This window comes from Bacillus sp. 1A (assembly GCF_052682215.1).
This window is the reverse complement of sequence record NZ_JBQYLZ010000001.1, coordinates 3,501,001-3,526,015: the sequence shown is the minus strand read 5'-3', so window position 1 is coordinate 3,526,015 and position 25,015 is coordinate 3,501,001. Positions and strand designations below refer to the sequence as shown.

Annotated in this window: 26 protein-coding genes, 2 pseudogenes and 1 riboswitch; of the genes and pseudogenes, 5 read left to right on the top strand and 23 right to left on the bottom strand. The window is 34.6% G+C overall.

The genetic code is table 11. From position 1 onward, the window contains the following. Window positions 1-44: 44 nt before the first annotated feature. The 11 genes and pseudogenes from ACUN0F_RS18015 to ACUN0F_RS17965 all read right to left on the bottom strand — a co-directional run bounded on the left by ACUN0F_RS18015 (window position 45) and on the right by ACUN0F_RS17965 (window position 9,472). Window positions 45-1,070: an SDR family oxidoreductase gene (locus tag ACUN0F_RS18015; RefSeq protein ID WP_445539854.1), complete on the bottom strand. Its 1,026-nt coding sequence runs from the start codon at window positions 1,068-1,070 to the stop codon at window positions 45-47. Between the two features lie 185 nt (window positions 1,071-1,255). Beyond that, window positions 1,256-1,927, bottom strand: a complete 672-nt coding sequence (locus ACUN0F_RS18010; RefSeq protein WP_264462184.1) for an ABC transporter ATP-binding protein — start codon at window positions 1,925-1,927, stop codon at window positions 1,256-1,258. Then, window positions 1,927-3,192, bottom strand: coding sequence for an FtsX-like permease family protein (locus tag ACUN0F_RS18005; RefSeq protein WP_445539853.1), 1,266 nt, complete (start codon window positions 3,190-3,192; stop codon window positions 1,927-1,929). The genes ACUN0F_RS18010 and ACUN0F_RS18005 overlap by 1 nt, the downstream gene beginning before the upstream one ends. A 5-nt stretch (window positions 3,193-3,197) precedes the next feature. Then, entirely contained in the window at window positions 3,198-4,283 is a 1,086-nt protein-coding gene (locus ACUN0F_RS18000; RefSeq protein WP_264462185.1) for an ABC transporter permease, read from the bottom strand. Window positions 4,284-4,762: 479 nt separating this feature from the next. Then, window positions 4,763-5,119: pseudogene (locus tag ACUN0F_RS17995) on the bottom strand (serine hydrolase domain-containing protein); the annotation flags it as partial. 141 nt (window positions 5,120-5,260) lie between these two features. After that, entirely contained in the window at window positions 5,261-6,391 is a 1,131-nt protein-coding gene (locus ACUN0F_RS17990; RefSeq protein WP_445539852.1) for an RNA-guided endonuclease InsQ/TnpB family protein, read from the bottom strand. Further along, complete coding sequence (locus ACUN0F_RS17985; protein WP_264462187.1) at window positions 6,391-6,519, bottom strand: hypothetical protein; 129 nt, start codon at window positions 6,517-6,519, stop codon at window positions 6,391-6,393. The genes ACUN0F_RS17990 and ACUN0F_RS17985 overlap by 1 nt, the downstream gene beginning before the upstream one ends. 512 nt (window positions 6,520-7,031) lie before the next feature. Further along, a pseudogene (locus ACUN0F_RS17980) lies at window positions 7,032-7,613 on the bottom strand (serine hydrolase domain-containing protein); the annotation flags it as partial. A 24-nt stretch (window positions 7,614-7,637) separates the two neighbouring features. Continuing rightward, complete coding sequence (locus ACUN0F_RS17975; protein ID WP_264462188.1) at window positions 7,638-8,528, bottom strand: AraC family transcriptional regulator; 891 nt, start codon at window positions 8,526-8,528, stop codon at window positions 7,638-7,640. Between the two features lie 48 nt (window positions 8,529-8,576). Then, window positions 8,577-9,047, bottom strand: a complete 471-nt coding sequence (locus tag ACUN0F_RS17970; protein WP_264462189.1) for a GNAT family N-acetyltransferase — start codon at window positions 9,045-9,047, stop codon at window positions 8,577-8,579. 17 nt (window positions 9,048-9,064) lie between these two features. Next, the gene (locus ACUN0F_RS17965; protein ID WP_000610482.1) at window positions 9,065-9,472 is read right to left on the bottom strand and encodes a DUF3980 domain-containing protein; all 408 of its coding nucleotides are present in this window, start codon (window positions 9,470-9,472) and stop codon (window positions 9,065-9,067) included. Between the two features lie 96 nt (window positions 9,473-9,568). On the opposite strand from ACUN0F_RS17965, the gene ACUN0F_RS17960 reads away from it, so the two are divergent. Further along, window positions 9,569-10,036 (top strand): NUDIX hydrolase, encoded by a 468-nt coding sequence (locus tag ACUN0F_RS17960; RefSeq protein ID WP_264462190.1) that lies wholly within the window; start codon window positions 9,569-9,571, stop codon window positions 10,034-10,036. 18 nt (window positions 10,037-10,054) lie between these two features. Here ACUN0F_RS17960 and ACUN0F_RS17955 read toward each other — a convergent pair whose 3' ends face one another. Then, window positions 10,055-10,966, bottom strand: a complete 912-nt coding sequence (locus ACUN0F_RS17955; protein ID WP_264462191.1) for a DMT family transporter — start codon at window positions 10,964-10,966, stop codon at window positions 10,055-10,057. A 125-nt stretch (window positions 10,967-11,091) separates the two neighbouring features. Between ACUN0F_RS17955 and pdxR the strand changes: the two genes are divergently transcribed. Together pdxR and ACUN0F_RS17945 are read left to right on the top strand one after the other, a co-directional pair. Then, complete coding sequence (gene pdxR, locus ACUN0F_RS17950; RefSeq protein ID WP_046954236.1) at window positions 11,092-12,534, top strand: MocR-like pyridoxine biosynthesis transcription factor PdxR; 1,443 nt, start codon at window positions 11,092-11,094, stop codon at window positions 12,532-12,534. A gap of 81 nt (window positions 12,535-12,615) precedes the next feature. Beyond that, a complete protein-coding gene (locus ACUN0F_RS17945; RefSeq protein ID WP_046954237.1) occupies window positions 12,616-13,056 on the top strand; it encodes a YaiI/YqxD family protein in 441 nt (146 codons plus the stop codon). 86 nt (window positions 13,057-13,142) lie between these two features. Here ACUN0F_RS17945 and ACUN0F_RS17940 read toward each other — a convergent pair whose 3' ends face one another. The 10 genes from ACUN0F_RS17940 to ACUN0F_RS17895 form a co-directional block, all read right to left on the bottom strand. Beyond that, entirely contained in the window at window positions 13,143-13,457 is a 315-nt protein-coding gene (locus ACUN0F_RS17940; RefSeq protein ID WP_264462192.1) for a DUF3892 domain-containing protein, read from the bottom strand. 63 nt (window positions 13,458-13,520) lie between these two features. Further along, window positions 13,521-14,516, bottom strand: coding sequence for a sensor histidine kinase (locus tag ACUN0F_RS17935; protein ID WP_445539851.1), 996 nt, complete (start codon window positions 14,514-14,516; stop codon window positions 13,521-13,523). Continuing rightward, window positions 14,513-15,184, bottom strand: coding sequence for a response regulator transcription factor (locus ACUN0F_RS17930; protein ID WP_137052709.1), 672 nt, complete (start codon window positions 15,182-15,184; stop codon window positions 14,513-14,515). The genes ACUN0F_RS17935 and ACUN0F_RS17930 overlap by 4 nt, the downstream gene beginning before the upstream one ends. A gap of 34 nt (window positions 15,185-15,218) precedes the next feature. Next, entirely contained in the window at window positions 15,219-16,205 is a 987-nt protein-coding gene (locus tag ACUN0F_RS17925) for an alpha/beta fold hydrolase (protein ID WP_445539850.1), read from the bottom strand. A 106-nt stretch (window positions 16,206-16,311) separates the two neighbouring features. Then, on the bottom strand, window positions 16,312-17,136 hold the full coding sequence (locus ACUN0F_RS17920; protein WP_264462194.1) for a DUF2785 domain-containing protein: 825 nt from the start codon (window positions 17,134-17,136) through the stop codon (window positions 16,312-16,314). Between the two features lie 236 nt (window positions 17,137-17,372). Next, window positions 17,373-17,915, bottom strand: coding sequence for a GrpB family protein (locus tag ACUN0F_RS17915; RefSeq protein WP_445539849.1), 543 nt, complete (start codon window positions 17,913-17,915; stop codon window positions 17,373-17,375). A gap of 43 nt (window positions 17,916-17,958) precedes the next feature. Further along, complete coding sequence (locus ACUN0F_RS17910) at window positions 17,959-18,627, bottom strand: hypothetical protein (RefSeq protein ID WP_445539848.1); 669 nt, start codon at window positions 18,625-18,627, stop codon at window positions 17,959-17,961. Window positions 18,628-18,800: 173 nt separating this feature from the next. Beyond that, entirely contained in the window at window positions 18,801-19,544 is a 744-nt protein-coding gene (locus tag ACUN0F_RS17905; protein ID WP_264462197.1) for a metallophosphoesterase family protein, read from the bottom strand. 13 nt (window positions 19,545-19,557) lie between these two features. Next, the gene (locus ACUN0F_RS17900) at window positions 19,558-20,496 is read right to left on the bottom strand and encodes an aminoglycoside phosphotransferase family protein (RefSeq protein ID WP_445539847.1); all 939 of its coding nucleotides are present in this window, start codon (window positions 20,494-20,496) and stop codon (window positions 19,558-19,560) included. A gap of 14 nt (window positions 20,497-20,510) precedes the next feature. Further along, on the bottom strand, window positions 20,511-21,308 hold the full coding sequence (locus tag ACUN0F_RS17895) for a VOC family protein (protein WP_445539846.1): 798 nt from the start codon (window positions 21,306-21,308) through the stop codon (window positions 20,511-20,513). A gap of 207 nt (window positions 21,309-21,515) precedes the next feature. Here ACUN0F_RS17895 and ACUN0F_RS17890 point away from each other — a divergent pair, with 207 nt between their 5' ends. Continuing rightward, a complete protein-coding gene (locus ACUN0F_RS17890) occupies window positions 21,516-22,418 on the top strand; it encodes a sulfite exporter TauE/SafE family protein (protein ID WP_445539845.1) in 903 nt (300 codons plus the stop codon). Between the two features lie 39 nt (window positions 22,419-22,457). On the opposite strand, the gene ACUN0F_RS17885 is transcribed toward ACUN0F_RS17890, so the two are convergent. Next, the gene (locus ACUN0F_RS17885; protein ID WP_046954245.1) at window positions 22,458-22,907 is read right to left on the bottom strand and encodes a GNAT family N-acetyltransferase; all 450 of its coding nucleotides are present in this window, start codon (window positions 22,905-22,907) and stop codon (window positions 22,458-22,460) included. 323 nt (window positions 22,908-23,230) lie between these two features. Then, window positions 23,231-23,423: riboswitch (Lysine riboswitch) on the top strand. Between the two features lie 112 nt (window positions 23,424-23,535). Between ACUN0F_RS17885 and ACUN0F_RS17880 the strand changes: the two genes are divergently transcribed. Continuing rightward, the gene (locus ACUN0F_RS17880; RefSeq protein ID WP_001083377.1) at window positions 23,536-25,002 is read left to right on the top strand and encodes an amino acid permease; all 1,467 of its coding nucleotides are present in this window, start codon (window positions 23,536-23,538) and stop codon (window positions 25,000-25,002) included. Window positions 25,003-25,015: the final 13 nt, after the last annotated feature.

Below are 25,015 nucleotides of genomic sequence, written 5' to 3'. Positions count from 1 at the left end.
TCGCTTATGTTCAATCATGTATAGACAAAAAGGCTCTGCTCAATTTATTGATACCAATTTTCTAACAACCTCTTCTCCCTCTCGCCTGAAATACCTGCTTTTAATTCCCATTCATCCACACTCTTCATCCACTCATACACGTCTGTAACTGTATGTTCTAACCTTCTAAAAGTAAGTCCTTCTTTAACAGCACTCTCAATACTAATAGAAAATCCACCGTTCCACGGCTTCGTTTCACCTTCTAATGAAAAAGTTTCTGGAAGCCATAAAGGCATCTCTGTCCAAGGTTGCACTTTACGTTCCTTCATAAACGCTTCATCTACCCAAATGAATTCAGCATTGCTATTCGTAACCTTTTTACACGTATTTAATAGTTCTTCCATCGTCAATTCATAATTTGGACCTGTAACATTGAATATACCTGCTTTATTGTTTTCTGCCATGTTTAGTCCCCAGTTTGCGACGTCTTTTATATCAACTATCTGCACTGGGCGATTTTTTCTTCCTGGTACTAACACCTTTCCACCCTTTGCTACACGCCCGATCCAGTATGGAAGTCGATCTGTATAATCAAACATTCCTGTAAGCAGTCCTGCCCTTACGTGTAAAACACGTCCCGGCCAATACTTCTCAGCTTCTTTTTCGCATAATACTTTCAGCGCACCGTAATACTCATAAGGAGAAACTTCACCATTCTCCACAGCCTTTATTTGATCACCCGTTGGTTCGGGTTGTAATATATAATCTTCTTTTATATGATGCGGAATCCAATCTTTGTATACGGATAGACTTGAGATAAATATATAATGCTTTATATTATCCTGTAAGACTTCTCCAACATTTCTAATGTGATGCGGAGAAAATCCACATGTGTCGACTACCGCGTCCCATTTTCGATTTACTAAACTTGAAACATCATCATTTCTGTCACCGATTAACTGCTCCACTTCAGGGAAAATTTCATTGTTTGTTCCGCGATTGAATAATGTAACGTCATGTCTCCTTTTCAACGCCTCTTCTACATAAGCTCTTCCTAAAAAACGTGTACCACCTAGAATTAGAATCTTCATAGTTCTCCCCCATTCATGATTAAAAACCTTTTCTATATGTTTAACGATTTTTTAGTGTGAAAAGTTACGGTGGATTTGTTGTTTTATTTTAATTCTACAAACAAAAATAGAATCCATTTTGAAAAATAAATCAACATTGATTCTTAAATAAAAAACAATTGTTTTGATGTATCTTAGTTGAATTTTTAACTCCGCACAACTTCCCCATCAACTAACTCAATAATTCTATTACACTTATTCGCTACCTCAATATCATGAGTTACAATAATAATCGTTCGTCCTTCTTCATTCAGTTGTAATAGTAGATTCATAATTTCTTCTCCGGTTTTTCTATCTAAATTCCCTGTCGGTTCATCTGCCAATATTAATTCTGGTTCACCTACTAACGCTCTTGCAATTGCGACTCGCTGCTGCTGCCCACCTGATAACTCATCCGGTGTTTTATACATTTGTTCTTTTAACCCTACTTTTTCTAAATAGAACTTCGCCTTATTCTCTCTTTCACGTTGCTTTAGTTTTCTATAAGTTAGCGGTAGTGCCACATTATCCAGTACAGTATGTTCTTTTAACAGTGCAAAATATTGAAAAACAAATCCGATCATTTCATTTCTTGTTTTATGAACTTGATTTGCTCTAATTTCAGTTAATGTTTTTTCATTTAACGTATATTCACCCTCATCTGGCATATCAATTAATCCTATAACATTTAATAGGGTACTTTTTCCTGAGCCTGATCGCCCCATTATCGCTATAATTTCCCCCTTATTTATCGTTAAGTTTATACCGTTTAACGCGAACGTATTGTGGTTCTTGTTACTATACACCTTCTTAATGTCTTTCAATACAATTAAACTCATTATTCCATCCCACCTATTAATGTTTTCGGTTCGAGCTTTCTAATAAATAAGAAGACAATGAGATTTGAAACTATCATAATTAGTAGTAAGAATAGACATACAAATAATAAAATAGGCATATTTAAATTCACCTCTAGTACAGATGCCGTATCAAAGTCCTTCGAACCTTGTAGATTATCCGCATATCTCCATGAAAAGTAGACTAGGGATAAAAAAATACCAACTATCGCAATACATATGTTTTCTAAAACAATTTGAATGAACATCCCAAACTTACTTTCTCCAAGGACCATCTTAATACCAAATTCCCTCTTTCTCATCATGATGGAAACAATTGTCGTTACGACAATTCCCCCTATTATAAATAAAATAAATAGACTGCCTACTACAAGATTGATATTTTCTGTATCCATACTACTAGTAACGGCTTCATTTATTTCTTCCCCTAAATTTCTCAAGTATAAAGTAACGTCGCTTCCCTTCAGTTGAATCGTTTCTTGTAGTTTGTTTACATCTGCGTCTTTTTTTAAATTCATAATTGTACTTTGATGTAATCTTGAAAACATTATTTCATAATGTTCATATCTATCAATTGGCATGGGTGATAACATAGCCTTGTCTAACTTCTGGTATATATTCGCGCCGTTACCATCTATAATGAATTTATTTTCCGGAAAAAATCCAATAATCGTATATTGATTATTGATTGTATCTCCTATTTGAAAATATTTCTTAAAGTAAGGACCTACCAAAACATTCGTTTTCTCTTCACTATTTTTTTGGAAGTCTTGATATGAAAAGCCTGTTCCAGTTTTTATAGGTATGTTCAGTAATTTATAATAATCTTCATCTATTGTAATTATGCGGATAGTAGGGCTTTTTTCGCGGAAAGTTTTATTTTTCAATTCTTTTAACATACTTTCTTGGAGTGGTCGGTTACTTGATTCTAGTTCGATTATGCTCTGTTCGTATGTACCATACGAAATCACATCTTTATTTTGCCGCATTTTTTTATAAATTTCTTCGACTTGTTCTTTATTAAATTGATCTGCCTTCAACCTATCAGTAGTCATCCCATCATAAGTGATAAAATATGTACTTTCTAAATCTAGTAACGAGTTGGAACTGTTCCTAAGATAGTAAAAATTATACATCCCATTAATGGAAAGAGTCATTGCCGCTAATCCAAACGTGAATTGTATTAAAAGAAATATGGAAATGAGCAATCTATTTTTCAGGGCCATAAGAGCACTTTTTAGTCTCATCTTATTTACTCCTTTAACGCTTTAGCAGGTTCAATTTTAAGTATTTTGAAAAATGGTATTACAGCGGCGATAAACGAAATAGACAAGGAAATTACTACACTCACCATAACTTTGAAAACATCTATACGAATGGTAAAACCAAATAAATCTACTATGCTTTTGTTCATTGTAGTTAAAATCCATTGCATACATATCGCACAAACGGCTGCAGCGATTGCGCATATGAATAATTGGCTAAATATAAATACAAATAAATTCAAATTGCTTGCTCCCAACGCTTTTCTTAAGGAAATACTCTTCCTCTTCGTATAAATCCAAAAATAACTCGCAATTATACAGTTCATTACAGCTATAAAAAGTAGTCTAAACGGAAGAGTAAGTTGTGCTCTCATAGCTTTACTTGAGCTTTTTTCTTTCTCATAATTCTCTTTTTCATTTATTACTTTCGCATTTGCATCAGTTCTATTTTGCTTAAAATACCGAATAAATATATCTATTTCTCGTTTAGGATCTTCGTTAGACCTTACTATCATTTCAAATGTAGTTTCATTTTTCATACGTCGTTTTATCTCATCAGGCATATCCTTTAACCCGATGTAAACATTGTTATTATAAATATGTTCATCATTCGCTCCATTCACGCCTTTAACTCTATATTCTTTACTAAATAGTTTTATTGTTTCAGATTCTTTATAAATGTTCTTTCCAACAATTACACTATTTTCTTCCCCCTCTTTCATTCGAGAACCTTTTATTAATGGTGGAGACCAATTCGTATTTATAAGTCCAATCATCGTTACTTCCCCTATGCCAGGGATTCCAATTCTCATATTATTTGTAATAACACTTGAGTTCTTAAAAGTAGTTTCTGTTAACTCTTGAATTGCTTTGAAATCCAATTCCCCAAAACTAGTAAGCTGAACAGAATAGTAATATTTAAAATAACCATGTTTTCGCTCATAAAATTCTTCATCGTAATCATCTCGAATCGACATCGCTATAAGTATGGGCAGAATCGTTAAAGTAAATCCAATAAATAACATAATGAATATTTTTCTGTTCACTGCTATTTCTTTTAATATTAGATTCATATACCCTCCAAACGTCAAAAAGATAAATATCCTTTTTGACAAATTCCATATAAAGTGAAACTTTAATCAGCCCTCACCAATCGGACGTTTACGGACAGCCCGACTCCCACCTAACTTCTTTGCTCCAACTGAATTTTGAGGTGGGAGTTTTACTGTCCGTTAACGCGGGATAAACTCTGCATTTATCAAAAAACTTAATATATTATTCCGTTTCCGAAGTCATCATGAAACGTACATTAACTTTTAATTAGTTTTTCATACACTTCATCCCCCTTATGTAAATAATTTTTAGTATGCGGCTTCATTATACATAGAAAAATCGATGTTAAAATCAAACAATTGAAATATTAACAATTTTTTACGTTGCGTTTATTTTCCAGTTAACTTAATGACATTAAATTCTTTTCCAAAATCTTTTTCTATGTAAATGCCATATATAAAGGCGGTATGAAATCTCATACCGCCTTTATATCTTAAATTTATTTGTTAGGAAGAATATATTTCGCAATCAATTCCCATCTATCCCGGGTATTCGCTATAATTTCAGAAGCAATTACTACAACCAAATCCTGCTTCGGAATACAACAAATCATATTCCCACCATCGCCCATTGCACAGTACGAAAAGATTCCACCCTCTTCTCGTAACCACCATAAGTAACCGTATTGATTTGGATTCATCGCTATTGATTCTTTTATCCATGATTTTGATAGTATTTGTTTTCCATTATGAATACCTTCATTCAAATACAGCTGTCCAAACTTAGCCATATCTCTAGCTGTTAACGTTAGTCCCCAGCCGCCTGTCGAAATACCGTTTGGATCATGAACCCATCCGATACGATAAACTTAACTAAATCTATACAATTCAATCAAATTTACACAAGTTAGTGCTTCATCGTGTTCTCGCAACCCCAAAGGGACGAGGGGTATAACACTCCACACGAGGCAGTATCGTTACCTCCTATTATCAAGCATTTATTTTACCCATCTTGATAAATTTATCGACGCATTTAAATCTCTATCGTGGTGGCTATTGCATGAAGCACAACGCCACTCACGTATTTTTAAACTCCACTGTCCTTCTGGTTGAACTGAATGGTCGTATTTAACGCCGCAACATGAACAAATCTTGCTTGAAGCGAACCATTTATCAGCCTTTACATATTCAATGCCGTACTTCTCGCACTTGTATGACAAACATTGAAAGAAGAAGTGTAATTTTTGAAATGAAAATGCTTTCGATAGTTTTTTGTTTTTTAACAGGTTTGAGATAGATAAGTCTTCCACAACAATCCTCATTGGTTTGGTTTTCACCAACTTAGCTGTTGCTTGATGGATATGGTTATTTCGGATATTCGTAATTTTCCTAGATAACCGCAGGTGCTCAGTTTTCGCTTTTTCATATCCGGCAGACTGAATTTTTACACCTTTTTTAAATCTCCTAGACATATCTCTTTGTGCTGACTTTTTCCTTTTCAAAAGTTTTTTAACCTTAGCATCTTTGTTTATATTTCGTTCTTTTATACCATTAGAAGCTACAAAAAGCTCTTTTAATCCAACATCCACACCAATCGACTCGTTCGTTAGTTCTTGTAATTCAAAGTCTTCTTGGAATCCTACACTAATCCACCAGTGACGACCATCAAAGGTAACTCTTGGATTGGATGGTTTTTTGTTTCTTGGTAGTTGTTGGCTTGTTTTCACTTCTCCAATAGACTGAATATGAACTACTTTCTTTCCTATAATCAGCCTTTCATAATTGGCATAAAATCCTTGGATTACATCTTTTTTGGATTTATAAGAAGTGTGATAACCATTTTTGTACTTTTTGAACGAATGTTTCCTCGCCTTGTCAAAATCTTTTGAGGCCTGTTTGGGAACCTGTGCATTGATGTCTTTTAACCACTCATATCTCTTTCGCTTCTTGATCTTTGTAAATCGTTTCTGTAAAGCTAACTGTGAAACAGATTTTCCAAATAGCTTATAGTATCTGTCACTCATTCTTTTACAATAGTTATAAGCGAATCTTGCAGCACCAGCATGGTTTCTAAGCACTTGTTCTTGTTCAGGCGTTGGAATCAGTCTGACTTTCTTCGCCAATATCATCAGAATGTAACTCCTTTAATGAAAGATTTGTTCTTCTGAATCGTAGCGTGTTCCATCAGCATTCTCCTGAGACTACCAGGATACAAACCTGTTAATTCTGATACTTGACTAACTCGTGAAAATTTCATTATTATTCTCACCTCATTGAATCTAACATAGCACGTATGTTCGATATTTTCAATGAAGTTTGATAGATTTAATACAATTTATCTCGTTCAACTAAGGACGCAATTCCTTAGCCAGTTCTCTTATGAACTTCTCATGTTTTCACATGAGCGCAGACTATATGTTTATCTCTTTAGAGATAGAGGATTTTTCCACCACCATAGGCTTGTGATGTACTCTCGTCAGTTATACGAGATAGTCGTTGAACGTTCATCTTATCACTTTTGACTTAGATGATTCGAGGCGGAAGACCCATTGTTCTAGTGTTTAGGATTTAACCTTGCACCATCTGATTGATTTTTTCTGCTTTCGCGACATTCACGCTCGCTATTTCTAGCCACGTTGTAGTTCAATCAGCTTTAGGGATTGCCCGCAGTTAACCCTCACTACTAGCCAATCACTTGACTAGCAGGGCTTACTGATATATTTAATTAACTTTCGTTATAATTGGTTAAATAAATCGTAACAGTTAGTTACCCTTTACATCTTTTCCGAATAAGTCATCAAATCCAAATGCTTTCATATTGAAGTTTGGAATTTCTCTCATGCCGAGTGGTTGAAATAAGTACTCATTTGCAAAGTCACGGGCACTTTTTCCTGTTACACTCGTAATAATTGCTGATAGTAAATGAGCTCCTGCAGATGAGTATTTAAAAGATCCGATTTCTCCGCCTGTTCCTATCCTATTTAACGTATACTGTACCCAATCTCGTTGCGTACATAGTTCTTCTAACGTTTCCTGCCAGTCTACGAAAGGATGTGGAGCCGTCATCGTAAGAAGATGTCGCACTGTTATTTCAGATGAATGAACGTTATATTCCGGGAAAAATTCCATTACTTTTTGATTAACACTTTTTATATAACCTTTATCTACACATATCCCAATTAACGCAGAAATAATCGTTTTTGTGACTGACGCTATATGAAATGCTTCATTTGGACTGTGACCGTTATAATAGTTTTCAAAAATAACATTACCTTTTTGTACTACTAACATCCCATTCATATTTTTGTATTCTTCTTTTATAATTAGATCTAACTTTTCAGCAGTTTTCATTATTCATTCCCCTTTAATCCATGATTAAAAAGATTCGATAGGTACATATATATCAACTATATGTTTATTTTCTGGGTGCTGCCTTGGGTCATTTTTATACATTTCAAAAGGATACGAATCTCTCGGTTTATATCTGCTATTTGGAAGCCACTCACCGTATAAGAAATCCCATACTCCTTTATATTCATCTTGGAATATTTCAAAATGACCTACCGCATACTTTCCAGAAGGTATTACCATTATTCCAATGTCGCTCGTTTCTACTGCGGACTCATTCGGAATTGTTATACATAAACTAGTTCTTAAATGATTGTCCTCAGTAAATTCATGATGATCGTGGTAAATGGTTAATACTTTCGTATCCTCAAATACATGACAGTTTTCCTTCGCTGCGTAATGAAATAATTTCTCTATCATTTTTGGAAAAGCGATAGTTAACTCTTTATATGTACCGATATGTCTTATATATGCGACGTTTATATCGTCCGCTGCTACAATTTCAACATTTCCTCGAACCTTCTTACACTCATTGTATTGAGAAGTTCCGCTTACGTCTTTGCAATTCTTGCTATTGTCATTACGATATTGAGACGGACTTACTCCGAAATACTTTTTAAATGCGCGGGAGAAAACTGCTGAATCTGTAAAACCAAAATGGTAAGCGATATCCGTAATCGTCATATCTGTGCGATATGTAAGTAGATTCGTTGCCCTTTCTAACTTCAATCGGTTTACATACCGTGATAATGGCTCGTCTACGATCCCCTTAAAAATCCGATGAAAATGAAACTTTGAAAATCCTGCTACATCTGCTAGCTTTTCAATTGAAAGTGGATCATCTATGTTTGATTCTATATAATCTTGCACTTTGTAAATGCGTCTTAAGTACTCATTTCTACTTTGTTTACTCTCCATACTTTTATCTCCTCACAACAAAAAGGCTAACGTTAAGCTAGCCTACTTTTATACATTTTTCAAAAACAAAACTCTACTACCGCCATTCCCATCATAATTTGTATGTACCGATACACCCTCTATCTCATCATCCCCGGCCTCAATTCGAAAACCGATTTCTTGATGAAACTGTATCGACTTTTTGTTAATTGGTGACGTAATTGCTTTTACAACTTTACGATTATTTGCACGAGCGATATCAAAGAAGTAAGAATACAATGTCGATGCGATTCCTCTTCTTCTATACTTCGGATTTACACCGATAAAATGAACGTATGCTTCCTCTTTATGCGTTTGTGAGAAAAATCCGCATAAGAAACCTAACGTTTCACCATCTTCTTCAATAATAAAACTCGTTTCTTGAAAATGAACGAAGAACAGTTTTGGCAACATAGCAGCCATATCTCTCCCGCCCCACCAATCATTTAAAACTGAATGAATCTTTACATAATCTTCCCCTTGGATGTTTCTTACTCGCATATGTTTCTCCCTCTCACTCACTTCATTTTTTCATAAATTTTAATGACTGTTTCTACTAATAGGATGAATACCCAAATACCGCAAAATACAAGAACAGACTGGAATATAGAGCCTAACATAACAATACTTATTAGACCTAATTCTGAGCCTGAAATTGACATTTCATCAAATCCTATATTATGTATAAATGGACCGGTTGAAAAAGCCATAAAAATAGATGCTATTAAATAAATCACACTCATTATTTTTAATATTTTTATAGAAAGATACGAAGTTTGTTCTTGCTCCACTTGTGATAATTCGATTTCCCCGCTTGCAATTCCTTTTTGCAGACAATCTTCACACAAAAATTCTTCCTTTATTTTTTTACCCCCATGTATTGTACCCGTTATTTCTTTACATCTTGAACATTTTCGATTTATCATGTTGTTACCACTCCAATCTATTAAGATTATACTTATATCATTCTGTATTTACCTTAATATTCCTTTTATGTATTTTACAAGGAAAGGTCGTGTTTTATGATTTCAAAACTTACGTTTGGCTCGAAAAAGCGTACCGTTCATTATGTATTAAGACCTAGTTGTTATGCAGTTATTTTCCATTCATCTTCTTCAATGATTGCTGTTATCCAAAAAGGAGACCGTTACTTTTTACCTGGTGGTGGTATGGAAGGTAATGAAACAAAAGAAGAGTGTTTGCACCGTGAACTACTAGAGGAATTAGGATGGGCGATTGAAATTGATCAATATATCGGTAATGCGGCTCGATATTTTTATGCAGAAAAGGAAGATATATATTATTTAAATGACGGGTTCTTTTATATTGCGAACATGGTGCAGAAACAAACTGAAAACTGTGAGGATGATCATGTTCTAAGGTGGGTGTCTCCTTTACTTGCTGTAGAGCTTCTCATTCATGATCATCAAAAATGGGCCGTTGAACAAGCGCTTTTTTTACAAAAACAAAAAGGGTCTCCTTCTATGTAAAAGAGATCCTTTTTACTGTTAGCTTACTTTTTTCAAATTGAGAGCTGGCTTTTTGATTCCGCCTTTTTTTACAACATATAAGCCAATAAAGATAATAAGTCCGCCAACGAGTTGCATCATATTAATTTGCTCTCCAATTGTTACTGCCGCAAAGATAACTGCGAATAATGGTACGAGATACATATAAACCATTACTTTCGTTGAACCGATTTTACTAATACCGACATACCACATTGCTAGTCCGAAGATGGTCGCAAAGATGATTGAATATGCTAATGAACCCCAGCTTGGCATATCTACTGGCCAAGTTAATGTGTTTACGTTGAATAAACAGTATATAACGAGAGGTACAATTCCAATTAAAGTAGACCATGATGTAACTCTCATTGCGGAGTATTTTGTAATAAGAGGTTGTGCTAAAATTGGATACCATCCCCACGCAATTGCTGCGACTAATCCAATTACATTTCCGAGCCACGCATATTCGTAAGTAGCTCCTCCTGTATGTCCTGTTAATAAAACGAATGCTGCACCAATAAACGCTATTATTGAACCAATTTGTACTTTCATCGAAAAACGTTCTTGTTTGTGCAATACTGCTAATATCCCTGTAAAAATAGGTGACATCGCAATTAATAATGAGGCGTTCGTTGCTGAAGTATATTTCACAGATAGCATAAACATCGTTTGATACATTGCCGTACCAACGATACCGACTGCTATTAATCGTAACCAATCTTTTCTTTCAATACGTAATGAGCGTTCCATTAAAAATGTAATAAGTAATAATACCGGAGATGCTACTAAAAATCGTAAACTATTAAATTGAATGGATGACATATATGCCACGCCATATTTTCCAATTGTATAATTCGCTCCCCATACTAATGCTACTGATACTAGGAGCCATTCCATTTGCCATCTTTTCATCCGAATCTCCCCTTCCATATTTAGCATAGTAAAATTGGCTGGATATAGCACCGTCCAATTGGCTGTTTTTTTACCCAGCCAATTTGTTATACTTGATGTAGTGAAAAGATACGGAGGCATTTTTTATGGAATGGAAGCTAGATAGTGACAGTAAAATCCCTATTTATCAGCAAGTTGTTGACTTTATTGAAAAACGTATTACATACGGAGAACTTCCTCCAGGTAGCTTCCTCCCTTCAGAACGGAAATTAGCTACACAGTTAAATGTAAACCGAAGTACAGTAACGACTGCTTATAATGAACTACGTGCTATGGGAATTGTAGAAAGTACGACTGGTAAAGGTACACGTGTAAGTACACATATGTGGGGCGTTTCTCCAACATTAACGCCGAACTGGAGAAATTTCGTAGAAGGTGGTACGTTTTTACCAAACTTACCGTTACTTCGCCATATTCGAGCAGAAGTACAACAAAATGAAAACATAATAGATTTTGCCAACGGAGAGCTCGGTTGTAACCTCTATCCTCACGATCAACTACAAACAATTTTACGAGAACAACCGTTAACGCAGTCATTAAGTTACGATCATCCGCAAGGGTATCTCCCGCTAAGACAAGCGGTAGTAAAATATATGAAGGAATATTTAAAAGTTGAAGCGACCGAACAATCGATTATGATTACATCTGGCGCACAGCAAGCACTTCACCTTATCGTTCAATGTTTATTAAATCCCGGTGATGCAGTTGCTTTCGAAAGCCCTTCACACTGTTATTCTTTACCCTTATTCCAATCAGCAGGTATTCGTATTTTCCCGTTACCTGTCGATGAACACGGTATTAATCCAGATGATGTGCAAGAGTTATATAGAAAACACCGTATTAAAATGATCTTTTTAAATCCAAACTTCCAAAACCCTACGGGAACAATGCTACATCCAAACCGTAGAAAAAAACTGTTATCACTTTGCGCAGATTTACGAATTGCGATTGTGGAAGATGATCCGTCCAGCTTACTTACGTTAGAAAAGAAACAACCTTGCCCTACTTTAAAATCAATAGATGAAAATGGGACAGTCATTTATGTACATTCCTTATCTAAAATGATTGCACCAGGTTTACGAGTTGGCTGGCTTGTCGCCCCGCAGTCTGTAGTCGAACGGTTATCTGACGCAAGGCACCAAATGGAATTAGGTATGAGCATTTTCCCGCAGTGGCTTATGCAACAATTTTTCGAAACCGTACCATTTCAGTCTCATATCGTACCGTTACGAAAACAATTAGCAGAAAAAAGAGACGTTATCGTTCGCGCCCTAAATGAGCAACTTCACGATAAAATCTCTTTTTCAAACCCGACCGGCGGTATATACATTTGGGGGAAATTAAACGAACCGATAAACGAAAAACAACTTATTATGCAAAGTTTAAAACAAGAAATCGCATTTATGCCAGGTAGTATTTTCGGCGCGAAAGATGGTTATATTCGTTTATCTTATGGAAAAGTGAATATTAATCAAATTGAGGAAGGTATTTCTCGTTTGCGTGAGGCTATTTTAGTTTGTGGAAAATAACTTTTAATAAAGCTTTCTCGTTTGACAAAAGAAAAATCTACCATTATCATCAACTCGAACCTATTTTTAGGAGTGATAAAAATGAAAATCTACGTTGATGCAGATGCATGTCCTGTAAAAGATGTAATTATTTTAGAAGCTACGAATGTAGAAATCCCTGTAACCCTCGTTACTAGTTTTTCTCATTATTCTAATGCGGAGCAGCCAAAAGGCGTGGAAACAATTTATGTTGATTCTGGAGCAGATGCTGCAGATTACCGAATTATGCAATTAGCCAAAAAAGAAGATTTAATCGTAACGCAAGATTACGGTCTTGCTTCGCTCGCTTTAGCAAAAGGCTGTATCGTTCTACACCATAAAGGCTATAAGTATACGAATGATAACATTGAACAATTGTTACAAACACGGTATTTAAGTGCAATGGTTCGAAAAAGCGGCAAACGCACAAAAGGTCCAAAACCATTTACAGCAGAAGATAAAGAGAAATTTAGAGTGCTCTTTAAAAGTATAATTGCACTTTAAAAATGAACCGTCTATTTGCAAGGAAAACTTCGCAAAACAAAGAAGAGAATATCGAAATGAACATTCTCTTCTTGAGGTTTACCCTTTTAAAATGAAGGTAAATTATCTAAGTTATTTTCCTTTATTCCATCAGGTTCACTACGTAAAATATCTCTACCATACTTATGAAATACGTCCACATGAGCTAGCTTCCCTGATTTCGCTTCACTAAGAGCAGTCATATAATCTAACTCTCTCCCGCTACTTGTTTTAAACGCTATTAAATCACCATCATCATTTTTACGAACGGCAACAATTTGTTCTGCTCCTAAATTGACTTCATGGTCAACTTCAAATTGAGCTTGCTCTTCTCCTTGATGTAAGTAATCATTGTAAACTTTTTCAAAGTCTTTTTCGTCCATAACATTCACCTCCAACACATTTTATTAGTATGGTTGTGAGGTATTGGTTTTATGTAATTTGTTCTAAACTTTAGTATTTTCAAATGAAAACATAGTACCCTCACTATTTGATTGTAAAGTGTATTTTATATCGAACATCTTTGATATATCTTCAATATTTTTCAAACCAAGTCCCGTACCTTTACTATTTATATCAAACCCAATCCCATTATCTCTAAAGGAAACAATATCTTCATCTATAATAATTTTGAGTTTTTTAGCTTTAGAATGTTTAAGGACATTTTGAAAAATATTATCAAATAACCTTTGCATCCATAACTCATTACTATTCCATATCAACTCTTTATCTTGTAGATTATATACTAATTCAATTTTATGAATGCTATACAAATAGCTCCATTTTTTAATCATATTTTCTATTAAATTATGTATATTAACTTCATCATTCACAATATAAGTATTCTCTAAGGTCTCTGTAGATTGAATATTAAATTCGTTAGTTAAATCACTTATATATTGTATCTGCTCATACAGTGATTCAAGTACTGGTGCTTGTTCCTTGTACTCACCTTCTAAATAATATAATTGTAATCTGACTGCTGTTAAGGGTGTATTAATATCATGCCGTAATTTATTTAATAGTTCCTTTTTTATTTGTTCCTGTTGTTGTAGTTCTAATTCTCGATAAGTTGTTCTTTCTATAAGCAAATTTACTGATTTAATCAGCTCTCCCATTTCATCATCACTTTTAACATTTATTATATTAGGGATTTTTTTATCACTAGCTAAATCACGAATCGTTTGATTTAATACATTAATTTTATTTAATACTGTGTTAATCGATTTTGAAAATACAAAAGCTAATATTAATAGTGATAATAAAAATATGATTAACATCGTAGGATATGCATAGGATTCGTGAAAAGGAATGTTCTTATTTTTAGTTTTAAAGACAACATTATAAATAACTGATACAAAGATACTAATTGACAACAATAACAGTGGTACGCTAATAATAGCGGAGAGTAATAGTAACTGATATTTTTTCTTTAAGTTCATTTCTTCATATAGGTATTTAATCTATACCCTTCTCCATATATGTTCTGAATAATATCACCTGTTTTATCATCAATTTTGGTCCTGATTTTCTTTATATGTACGTTCATGATATTTTGATTTCTATCTTCAAGTTGCCATAGGTAATCATAGAAGTGTTCTTTAGATAAAATTCTATCTCTATTTTCATATAAATAGAAGAATATTTTACGTTCGATTGCTGTAAAAACAACTTCATTACGCAAATCATTAATGAAAACTCTTTTATATTCTGCATCTATAAATAAATGGTTAATTTGCGTGAATGTACCATATTGATTATCTAACATTTTCTGAATCCTTAACAACAACTCTCTAGGATCAAAAGGTTTTATCATGTATTCTTCTCCAATAGTCAAACCTTTTAGTTTACTATCCATATCATTCCTAGCTGATAGAAATATAATTGGAATATTTAATCCTAGATTTTTTATTTTCTTTGTAATTTGATAACCATCTTCGCCTGGTAACATAACATCCATTATGACTAAATCTATTTCATGAATTACATCAAGAACTTTCCTTCCCTCTTTTTCCCAACACACATTATACTTCTCGCGCTGTAAAATTTTTTGTAATAAATCTCCTATAATCAAATCGTCTTCAACAATTAATATGTTATATACTTTCATTATGTAGACCTTTCATCACTAAAATAACAATAGCTTAGTTCTTCATTACTTTATTCTTAATAAAGTCCATAGTAAATTTGTATATTTCATCAGGAGCGTATAAATAAATGCTATGTGTACCTTCAATTATTTTTACATCAGCTATTAATAACTTGCTAGCAAACTCCTTATAATCTTCGTTTTTTTGCTTTGTATACTTCGAATCTTTATATTGCCTAGCAATCGCATCTATAAATAACATTGGTGTTTCTTTTGGGATCGATAAGGAATTTGATTTTTTACTGTTATTGTAGCTTTGTAAAAGTTCTTGCTTCATATCATCAGTAAAAGCCCTCTTATACGTAAGCGCTTTATAAATATCTTTTTCCTGTTCGTTTAAAAAGGATTGACGAATGACTTCGGAATTATAAGTAATAGAGGGAGCTAATCTCTGAAAACCAAATTTCGTTAAAATATTCATCCCTTTTATTTTTAATGAATCAAGCATACCTATTTTATTAGTTACGTACTGTTTAGGTAAACCAATATCTAACGCAATAATCCCTTTTACTTCACTTGGATATTTTTGTGCCCAATAAATAGCCTCTATTCCCGATAGAGAGTGTGGTACTAAAATGTAAGGTGGTTTATTTCCACTTCGAATAAGCGCTTCTCTCGTTTGTTCTAATATCGTATCAATATCTCTATCATCTTGAAAAACATCACTGTATCCATAACCCGCTCTCTCAATTACAGAAATCTTGTTTTCTTTTGAAAATTTACTATATAAGCCTTTCAATTCATAAACAGGAGCGGCAATTCCAGATCCGGCCATAAATACAAACGTATCCTCCCCGCTCCCCTCATTATAAATATTCACTTTTTTATTATCGAAATTAACAAGTTCACCTTCATTCTTCATTAATTTCGATTCGATTTTTAATTGATAGTTATGATATATAAATACAGCGCCTGTTCCAAAGAAAATCATACTAATACACATTAAAAATATTATTTTCACTGACTTCAATAATTTTTTCATTTGACACCCCTTTCAACCTATATTGAAAGGGTACAATATAAAAATAAATTTCTAATAAATTTTTCAAAATTAATATCTATTCATTGTTTCTAAGGATGAATCACTTTTAATACCTACGCAAACCCTTCAAAGTCTCCAATATATCATCTGTAAAGGCTGTACTACCTTCTGCCTCTAAAACTCTGAAATAAAAACTTCTTAGGAAAGTTCTAATATTTTGTACTAAAATAGCATGCTGCGGATGTCGGATATCTTCAACAGTTGCTATACTATGTAGCCAATTGCTCCACTCTTCTCCAATTAAAATATTTTGGTTGCGTAACGACATAATTGGCTTTACTAATCTCTCATCTTCAAAGTGCACATACACGTAATCACTTAATCGAACCTTCTGACGAACAGCAGCTAATATTGCATATGAAAACTCACGATTTTGTATTGTACGCGCTAACGCATCGAGCGCATCTGCTGCATGTGCAGTAGAGTGTGCCCATCCTTTTCCTTCTACGTAGCCTCTTACATCTTCTTCTAAATATACATATTCCAGCACTTGTTCTGCTACACTGTACAGTTGTTCTTCAGATAAAAGTGGTTCTCTTTCATGAACAGATAAAATAAGTGGCGGAATTAATACGGAGAACGCACGTTTAAAAACAGAGTCTGTGCCCTTTTCACCAATTTTATAAAATAAATAATCAGGACTAATTGCTTGTAACATTAATCCTCGTAACTCTTTTTGTCTAAATACATCATTTGTAATCCATGTGTGAAGCGTACTATAAATTAAATCATCACGTAATTCAGCATCAGGTGAACCGATATAATCTAACATCCACTGCGCATATGGATATGCATCTACGTCTTCTGGTACAGCATAATTATTATTTTTAATTTGTAGTAGTTCTTCTTTTAGTTCTAGTACTTCATTCATTATATTTCCTGTCCCCTTTTTACTTTATTAACATATTTTCGCCTTATCCCCTGTAATTGCCTATCCTTATATGAACTTGATTCAATTATATATAATTTATCCTGATAAATAAAAGGAAATACATTAGAACATCGCAGTCTCTCACTTTGTTTACATGCATTTCATGTAAGTTTAAGTTATAAAATAAAGGATGTTTTTTCTTTTGTATTCACACGTAGTTACAATCAAAAATTTAATCATTTTAGAACTTGTTTAATAAATTCTGTTTTAGCTTTTGTGTATGCTTCTCTATCTTGGTTAAATCTTTTAGCTAAATCTTGTTTCAGATTTGAATACTCATAAACTAATTGTGGATTTTCTCGTAAGCGGTTACGAAATAAAAGTTGTTGCTCCCATCGCTCAGTTCCTTTAACCATTAAATGTAGGTGAGCTATACGCCTATTATTCTTAACTTTCACAAAGAATCTTCTCCAAGGTCTTTCATCTAATTCTGGGCTTACATAATGCCAATTATATATGGCCAATGTAGCTGAAATATCTAGTACTCTTTCAAATGAGTCTATTTCAGCCATTAGATCAATGATAGGTTTTGCAGGTAAACCAGGTATGGATGTACTTCCTATATGTATTACTTTGCTTATACCTAGAGGAGCAAGCAGTTCATATAGTTGCTGCTCTTCACATCGGCCTTTATCTTGCCAATCAGAATTTGCATTAACTATCTCTACTGACTCATTTGCCCATACAGGCCAATCGTTCGAAGTATCTTTTTTATCCACCCAACACATCCCCTTTCACGAACTTTTTGCTATTTAAACGATTTTAAATTCCTTTAAATACAACTACCGGATCATCAAAATTACTACTCTGAAATATAACATTCGCACATTCTTTCGGATTATGCTCATCTATATACATCTTACAAGCCGCATGATATCTGTTTATAAACATTTTCTCTGCTTCTTCATAACTTCCAAAAGCCTCAGTCTCGCGCTCTGCACCATGTTTTCTCGCAATCTCAAAATCTGTATCTACGAAAATTTTATAGTCAAATAGATACTCAATTTCTTTTTTCAATAAAAATGTTCCATCTACTATTAGCACCATATTTGGCGGCGCCACTAGCGGCGTATTATGTACAGGCATGTCCGTTATTAAGTTATGAGAAATCGCTTCATACTGTAAATTCTCGTTAGGTCCTAAAGGCTTTAATAACCTTTCTTTAAAAGCTATATAATCGTGTGCATCTTCATAATACCCTCTTGCAGATTCTTTACCTTGTGCATAACGAATCACTCTCGGGTTATGAAAATCGTCAATGCTTGCGCGTGTTGCTTGTACTCCTCGTTTTTTCATTTCCTCTGCCAGTTCGTTTGCAAATGTGGTTTTTCCTGATGCTGTAATACCGCTTACTCCAACTCTTATTGGATGTGTTAAATTTAATTTTAAAATATGATCTGCAATTTCTTTGATTCGTTTTTTTCGGTTCATGATATTTCTCCCTTCATTTAGTTTACATAATAAAATTATAATTAACTTTCCGTGTCACTATTTGTCAGTAAATCGATATTTTTTGCCGAATCGTCGGTATATTAAAAAAATCGTTGATATATTTTAAGTTACGATAGATATATTTGAAAAATCGTTGATATATTATGATTAGCTTACTTTCTCTTAAACCCTCGATATAAAGCAGTCCGTAATTCTTGTTTGTATTCTTCAATTTCTGGCATATCGAGTTCTTCTGCAAGTCTGATAGCTAATTCAATATCATACGGTACACGTACGAGTTGAATAGAAAAGCTCGCTGCTTCTTTTTCATTGTAAGATCCTTCGAATATTAAATAAGAAGCTTGTGTAATTTCAAGAGGATTTCCTACACTACCAGCATTACATAACGTTTTCCTTTTGAAATTTTGAACGAATGCTTGGTGAACGTCACCGTAGCAAACGACATCTGGTTTTCTTTCTCCTTCTATATTCTCTGTGAGCTCACTATTTTCGAACATACTAATACGCTCTTCTCTTGAGGCATGTGGTTGAATTCTTTCATATAAACTTCTCGGTGAAGCGTGGAACATACGAATCAGTTTGCCGCTCATAAAAAATTCAATTGAAAATGGTAAGCTTCTTAAATAGTCATTTTGTTCTTCCGACAGTTGTTTTTGATGCCATTTTAATGCCTCAAATTCAGTCGGTTTTGTAATGAAATCATCCCAGTTCCCCATTACAACTCCTTCACATTCTTTACGAATGATTTCAATCACTTCGCTAGAATGAGGACCTTTCCCGACTAAATCTCCAAGACAAATGATGCGCTCGATTCCTCTTAATTTAATATCTTGCAGCACAGATTCTAAAGCTGGAATATTACCGTGAATATCTGAAATTACCGCTATTTTATCCATATGAATCCCTCCATTACTTATTGTTTATTATATCCTCATGTTGTGATTGATACCATTTTGGAATATAGGATGAAAAATTGTTATGATCTTCGATAATTCGGTTTAATCTCTCTTTCATATCATTTACTAAATGTGGCGTGCTTCGGTTTGTCCATACGATATCAGCTGGGAATGTCATTGCTGCATATAATGAATACAGTTGCCAAAAATGAAGTGACGGTTCTCCCCCGCAATAACCATGAACTTGTCCAACCGCAAATGGCTTGCTTATTCTTGTAGTAAAAATCGCTACGTTATAGAAATCGTGTATTGGATCGCCAAAATCATATCCACCAAAATCGATAACGATAAACTCCTTATTATGAATCATACTATTTGCTGGATGGAAGTCATCGTGTAAAAATGTGATTGGGCGATTTTTCAATAATTGTTTATGCTCCCCTACAAAACTTAATACTGGCTTCAAATCAAGGAAATCTATTTCATAGTTTGCTAACGCTTCTACGTATCTTTCGTATTTATTCCATCGAACCGTTTCCCATTTATTACTTGCACTTTCTCTTTCAATTGAGTGGATTCTCTTTAATACTTCCCCTGCTTTTCTTCCTGCATAATACTGTTCTTCCACCGATAGCTTCCCTAAACCTTCTTCACCATTTACACCTTGTGCCCATTCAAATACTTGAACACATTTATTTAAATCCTCCAGCTTTATAAAATGAATTAACTGAGGCGTAGGAATATGTAATAACTCTAATTGTTTCATATACGTATATTCTTCTTGTTTACGTTCAAAATGAACAACATCACATACTTTTACAAAATAAGTTTCTTCGTTCTTTAATTCAATTTTATATTTCTCTTCATGTGAAAAACCTTTTGAAATAGCTGTACACTTTACAATACGAGGCCATTCTAGTTTTCTCTCTATCTCTCTAAGTATTTCCTTCACAACGTTCACCTCTATCAATATATGTACAAACTACCTAACACTTCATTCTCTCGTTTACTTCCACCTGTAAATTCCACTGCAAATGGATATTCGCCATGATACTTCAATCGTTCTAGTACTAACCCTTCTCCAATTGGTTCACAAAACTGCACATGAACATCTCCAAATGATACGCTTTGGCACTCTGCATTCCATTTTTCATTCTTAACGACCTGGCTTGCAGTTAGCCCCATTACTTCTTTCCATTTCCGTACTGTTTCTCGAACATTTTTCACTGCGTAATGAATCATTTCAATTTGTTGTACTTTGTTTTTATGTTCAGTGATCGTCCCTATGTTACGTAAATCGTTTCTTCTTTCTTCGTCCGTTTCATTCCATTGTATAAAGAAAGGTAATTTCGGTCCGTTCTCTTCTTGCTTTATAAATAACATTTTCCACTCTAAAAGGCGGCCATCTTTTCTCATACGTTTCCCTTCAAATGGTCCTATCGTATGTAAACCGTGCTTACTAAATTTATTTGCTAGGTCTTCAATGGCATCTGTTCGAATTGCAATTTGTAGCATTCCTTCTCCGTCTTGTAATTTCACTACTGTTTCTTGTATTAATGGATTGTCTGCTTTCTTCGCTTTTTCTTCATGCTGAACTGCTAAAAATTCTATATATGATAAATCAAAATAACTTAAACTATTCCAAGTACCCCAGGTAATATGCTCTCCGCCTAGTGCAGTATGAAATCCACGCTCCTGCATTTGTTTTGCCGCTTCCTCCGGTGTACCATGTACTGCGTGTACGAGATGATCAAATCGTAACATGTCTTTCTCCCCTTTCTCTCCATCCTTTTATTGTATATTTTATTTTTCTTTCATTCAATTCAAAAAACTTTAAAACCTAGTTGATTTATACGATTAATATGTATTATAATAAAACAAATTTAATTATTGCTGATTGGAAAAACCAAAGGCACTTTTCTCATACGGGAAAAGTGCCTTTTTCATTTATTATTTACAGGGGGATTATTTATGCAGAAATTAATTGTCTTTGCCATTATTGGATTTTTCGCTCAATTGATTGATGGTGCGCTTGGAATGGCGTACGGGGTAACATCTACCTCACTATTATTAATGTTTGGTATCGCACCGGCTGTAGCTTCCGCATCTGTTCACTTAGCTGAAGTCGTTACAACTGCCGCTTCTGGTGCATCTCACATCAAATTTGGAAACGTTGATAAATATACCGTTTCCAGGCTTACATTACCAGGAGCAATTGGCGCATTTATTGGGGCATGTTTTTTAAGCAATTTACCTGGTGATGTAATTAAACCGTACATTTCCGTATTTTTATTTACTTTAGGGGTTTATATTTTATTACGATTCCTCATTCAAAAACAAATTGTTACTTCAAAAAAACGTATGTCAGCTAAACAGCTTGTTCCGCTTGGCTTATTCGCTGGTTTCGTTGATTCAACTGGTGGTGGTGGCTGGGGTCCGATTACGACACCTGTGCTTCTAGCAAGAGGAAATGAAGCTAGAAAAGTTATTGGATCTGTAGATACGAGCGAATTTCCTGTTTCACTCGCTGCAACAATCGGATTTTTCATTTCACTTGGCTGGGAACAAGTAAGCTGGGTTTGGGTATTTGCGTTAATGCTTGGCGGTATTGTCGCAGCTCCAATTGCTGCATGGTTAGTACGCATCGTTCCAGCACATTTACTTGGCGTATTAGTTGGTGGCCTTATTATCTTTACAAACATTCGTACACTGCTCACTACATTTAAAGTGGATCCGACTATTATTTCACTTTCTTACGTGGCAGTTGGTATTGTCGTTATTATTTCTATTTTCATTGCTGTTCGTAATCATTCCAAGCGTTCTAACGCACCGACCGCCGGATATCCGAATGATCAAAAACAAATGCTACCATAACGATAAAAATATCGCCCGATTCACCTCGAGCGGTATTTTTTATTTTTCTATTTTCCAGTTAATCATCGTTTCTGTAGTGCCAATTCTTTTCATATGTAATTTCTCTAATACACGAATCGATCCATCATTTTCAAGAAGTGTCTCTGCAATAATCGTTTCTACCTCTCCTGTTTGAAAAGCCCAATTTATTAGTTCTCTTACAGCTTCTGTCGCATACCCTTTATTCCAATATTTCTCAATAAATCCGTAACCAATTTCTACTATATGTTCCTCATTTGGTTTCCCTTTAAACCCTATATCACCTAGAACGATGTCATCTTCTTTTCGAATGACATACCACGCGCCCCAAGGTAATACTTCCTTATCTTTTTTTACAGTTTCTACATGTCCTACAATATGTGGACCACTATCATATCCTTGCTTTCTCGCAACGTGCATCCTCTCTTCTGTACACGGTACTATATAGAGCCTTTCTGTTTTTAATTTCATGTTAATTTCCCCTTTTTTGCTTAAACGTTACTTTAATTATAACAAAAAAATATGATCTTATCATGAATGTCGAATTATATTTTCTGAATTTTCATTTAATTTTAAAGGGTTTTTCAATATTTTTTGCGAAACATTTGTATAACAATTTTTTCTTTGCTTATTGCTACATAATAGTAGGTTCGGGTGGAGTTTTGCAAGCGTTTCCTATACAATAACCGATATTTTTTGACTTTTCCTAACAAAATATCTTGCAATATATTCAGAAAGTCATTACAATTGCCATATATTAAAAATCTTAGCAATATATCAAATCCTCATCAATCCGATGAGGTAGAGGTTGCGACTTTTATGAGTAAAACGGACGAGACACAGAGAATGTCACCGACTCCGTTTGAAAGGAAAAGTTGCCGAAGTTTATATTTCTTCTCTGGAATTATGAGCTGGGGCTGTCTCCGAAAGGAACAGAACTGTCACGTTTACAAAATTACCGTGTAAACGTGGGGTGCTATCTTAACGGAAGGGTATGATGGGGTGGTTATTTGTGAAACGTTCCGCCAAATTCCTTTGGCGGTTTTTTGTATTTTTCTCCCCCGTTCCTTCCTATCTTACAAGAAAAGGAGTGTTGAACATGAATAGCGCAACGAATCAAGCTACCTCTAAAACGCAAACTACACAAGGACAAGGTGAATTAAAACGCGGATTAAAATCTCGTCACCTTACAATGATTTCTCTCGGTGGTACAATCGGTACCGGACTATTTCTTGCCAGCGGTGGTGTCATCCATTCAGCTGGTCCTGGCGGTGCACTAATCGCATACGCCGCAATTGGAATTATGGTGTATTTCTTAATGACAAGCTTAGCTGAACTCGCAGCTTACATGCCTGTTACTGGATCTTTTAGTACTTATGCAACAAAATTTGTTGATCCGTCCCTTGGCTTTGCACTTGGATGGAACTATTGGTATAACTGGGCCATTACAATTGCTGCTGAACTCGCTGCTGTAACATTAATTATGAAATTTTGGTTCCCAGATACCCCTTCTCTTATTTGGAGTGGATTATGTTTAGCTATTATTTTCCTTTTAAACTATTTATCTGTTAAAGGGTTTGGTGAATCTGAATATTGGTTCGCACTTATTAAAGTAGTTACTATTATTATCTTTTTAATTGTCGGCTTCATGATGATTTTCGGAATTATGGGCGGCGAATCTGTTGGCTTTAAAAACTTCACTGTTGCAGATGCACCATTTAATGGCGGCATTATGGCAATTATCGGTGTATTTATGGCTGCTGGGTTCTCCTTCCAAGGAACTGAATTATTAGGAGTAGCCGCTGGTGAAACTGCTGATCCAGAGCGCAACATTCCAAAAGCAATTCGCTCAATCTTTTGGCGTATTCTTTTATTCTATATCCTTGCGATTCTCGTTATCGGTTTATTAATTCCTTATACAACTGAAAGCCTTGCCGCAAGTGATGTTACAGTAAGTCCATTTACACTTATTTTTGAAAAAGCAGGCGTTGCCTTTGCTGCTTCTGTTATGAACGCTGTTATTTTAACGGCAGTACTGTCTGCTGGTAACTCTGGTATGTATGCATCAACTCGTATGCTTTGGGACTTAGCTCGCCAAGGAAAAGCACCGAAGTTTCTTGGTAAATTAGATAGCCGCGGTGTACCTGTTAACGCATTAATCGTAACATCGATTGTCGGTAGTATCGCTTTCATTGCTTCTTTATTCGGTGACGGTGTTGTATACATTTGGTTATTAAACGCATCTGGAATGTCTGGCTTTATCGCATGGGTCGGAATTGCAATTAGTCATTACCGTTTCCGTAAAGCATATATCGCTCAAGGTAAAGATTTAAAAGACTTACCATATAGAGCAAAATGGTTCCCGTTCGGTCCAATCTTCGCATTTGCACTTTGTGTCATCGTAATTTTAGGACAAAACTACGGCGCATTTATGGGCGAAGCAATCGATTGGAACGGTGTACTCGTTTCTTACATCGGTTTACCACTCTTCTTAGTACTATGGTTAGGATATAAATTTACGAAGAAAACAAAAGTGATCCCACTTGATAAATGTGAATTGAAATAAAGTGAAACGAGCA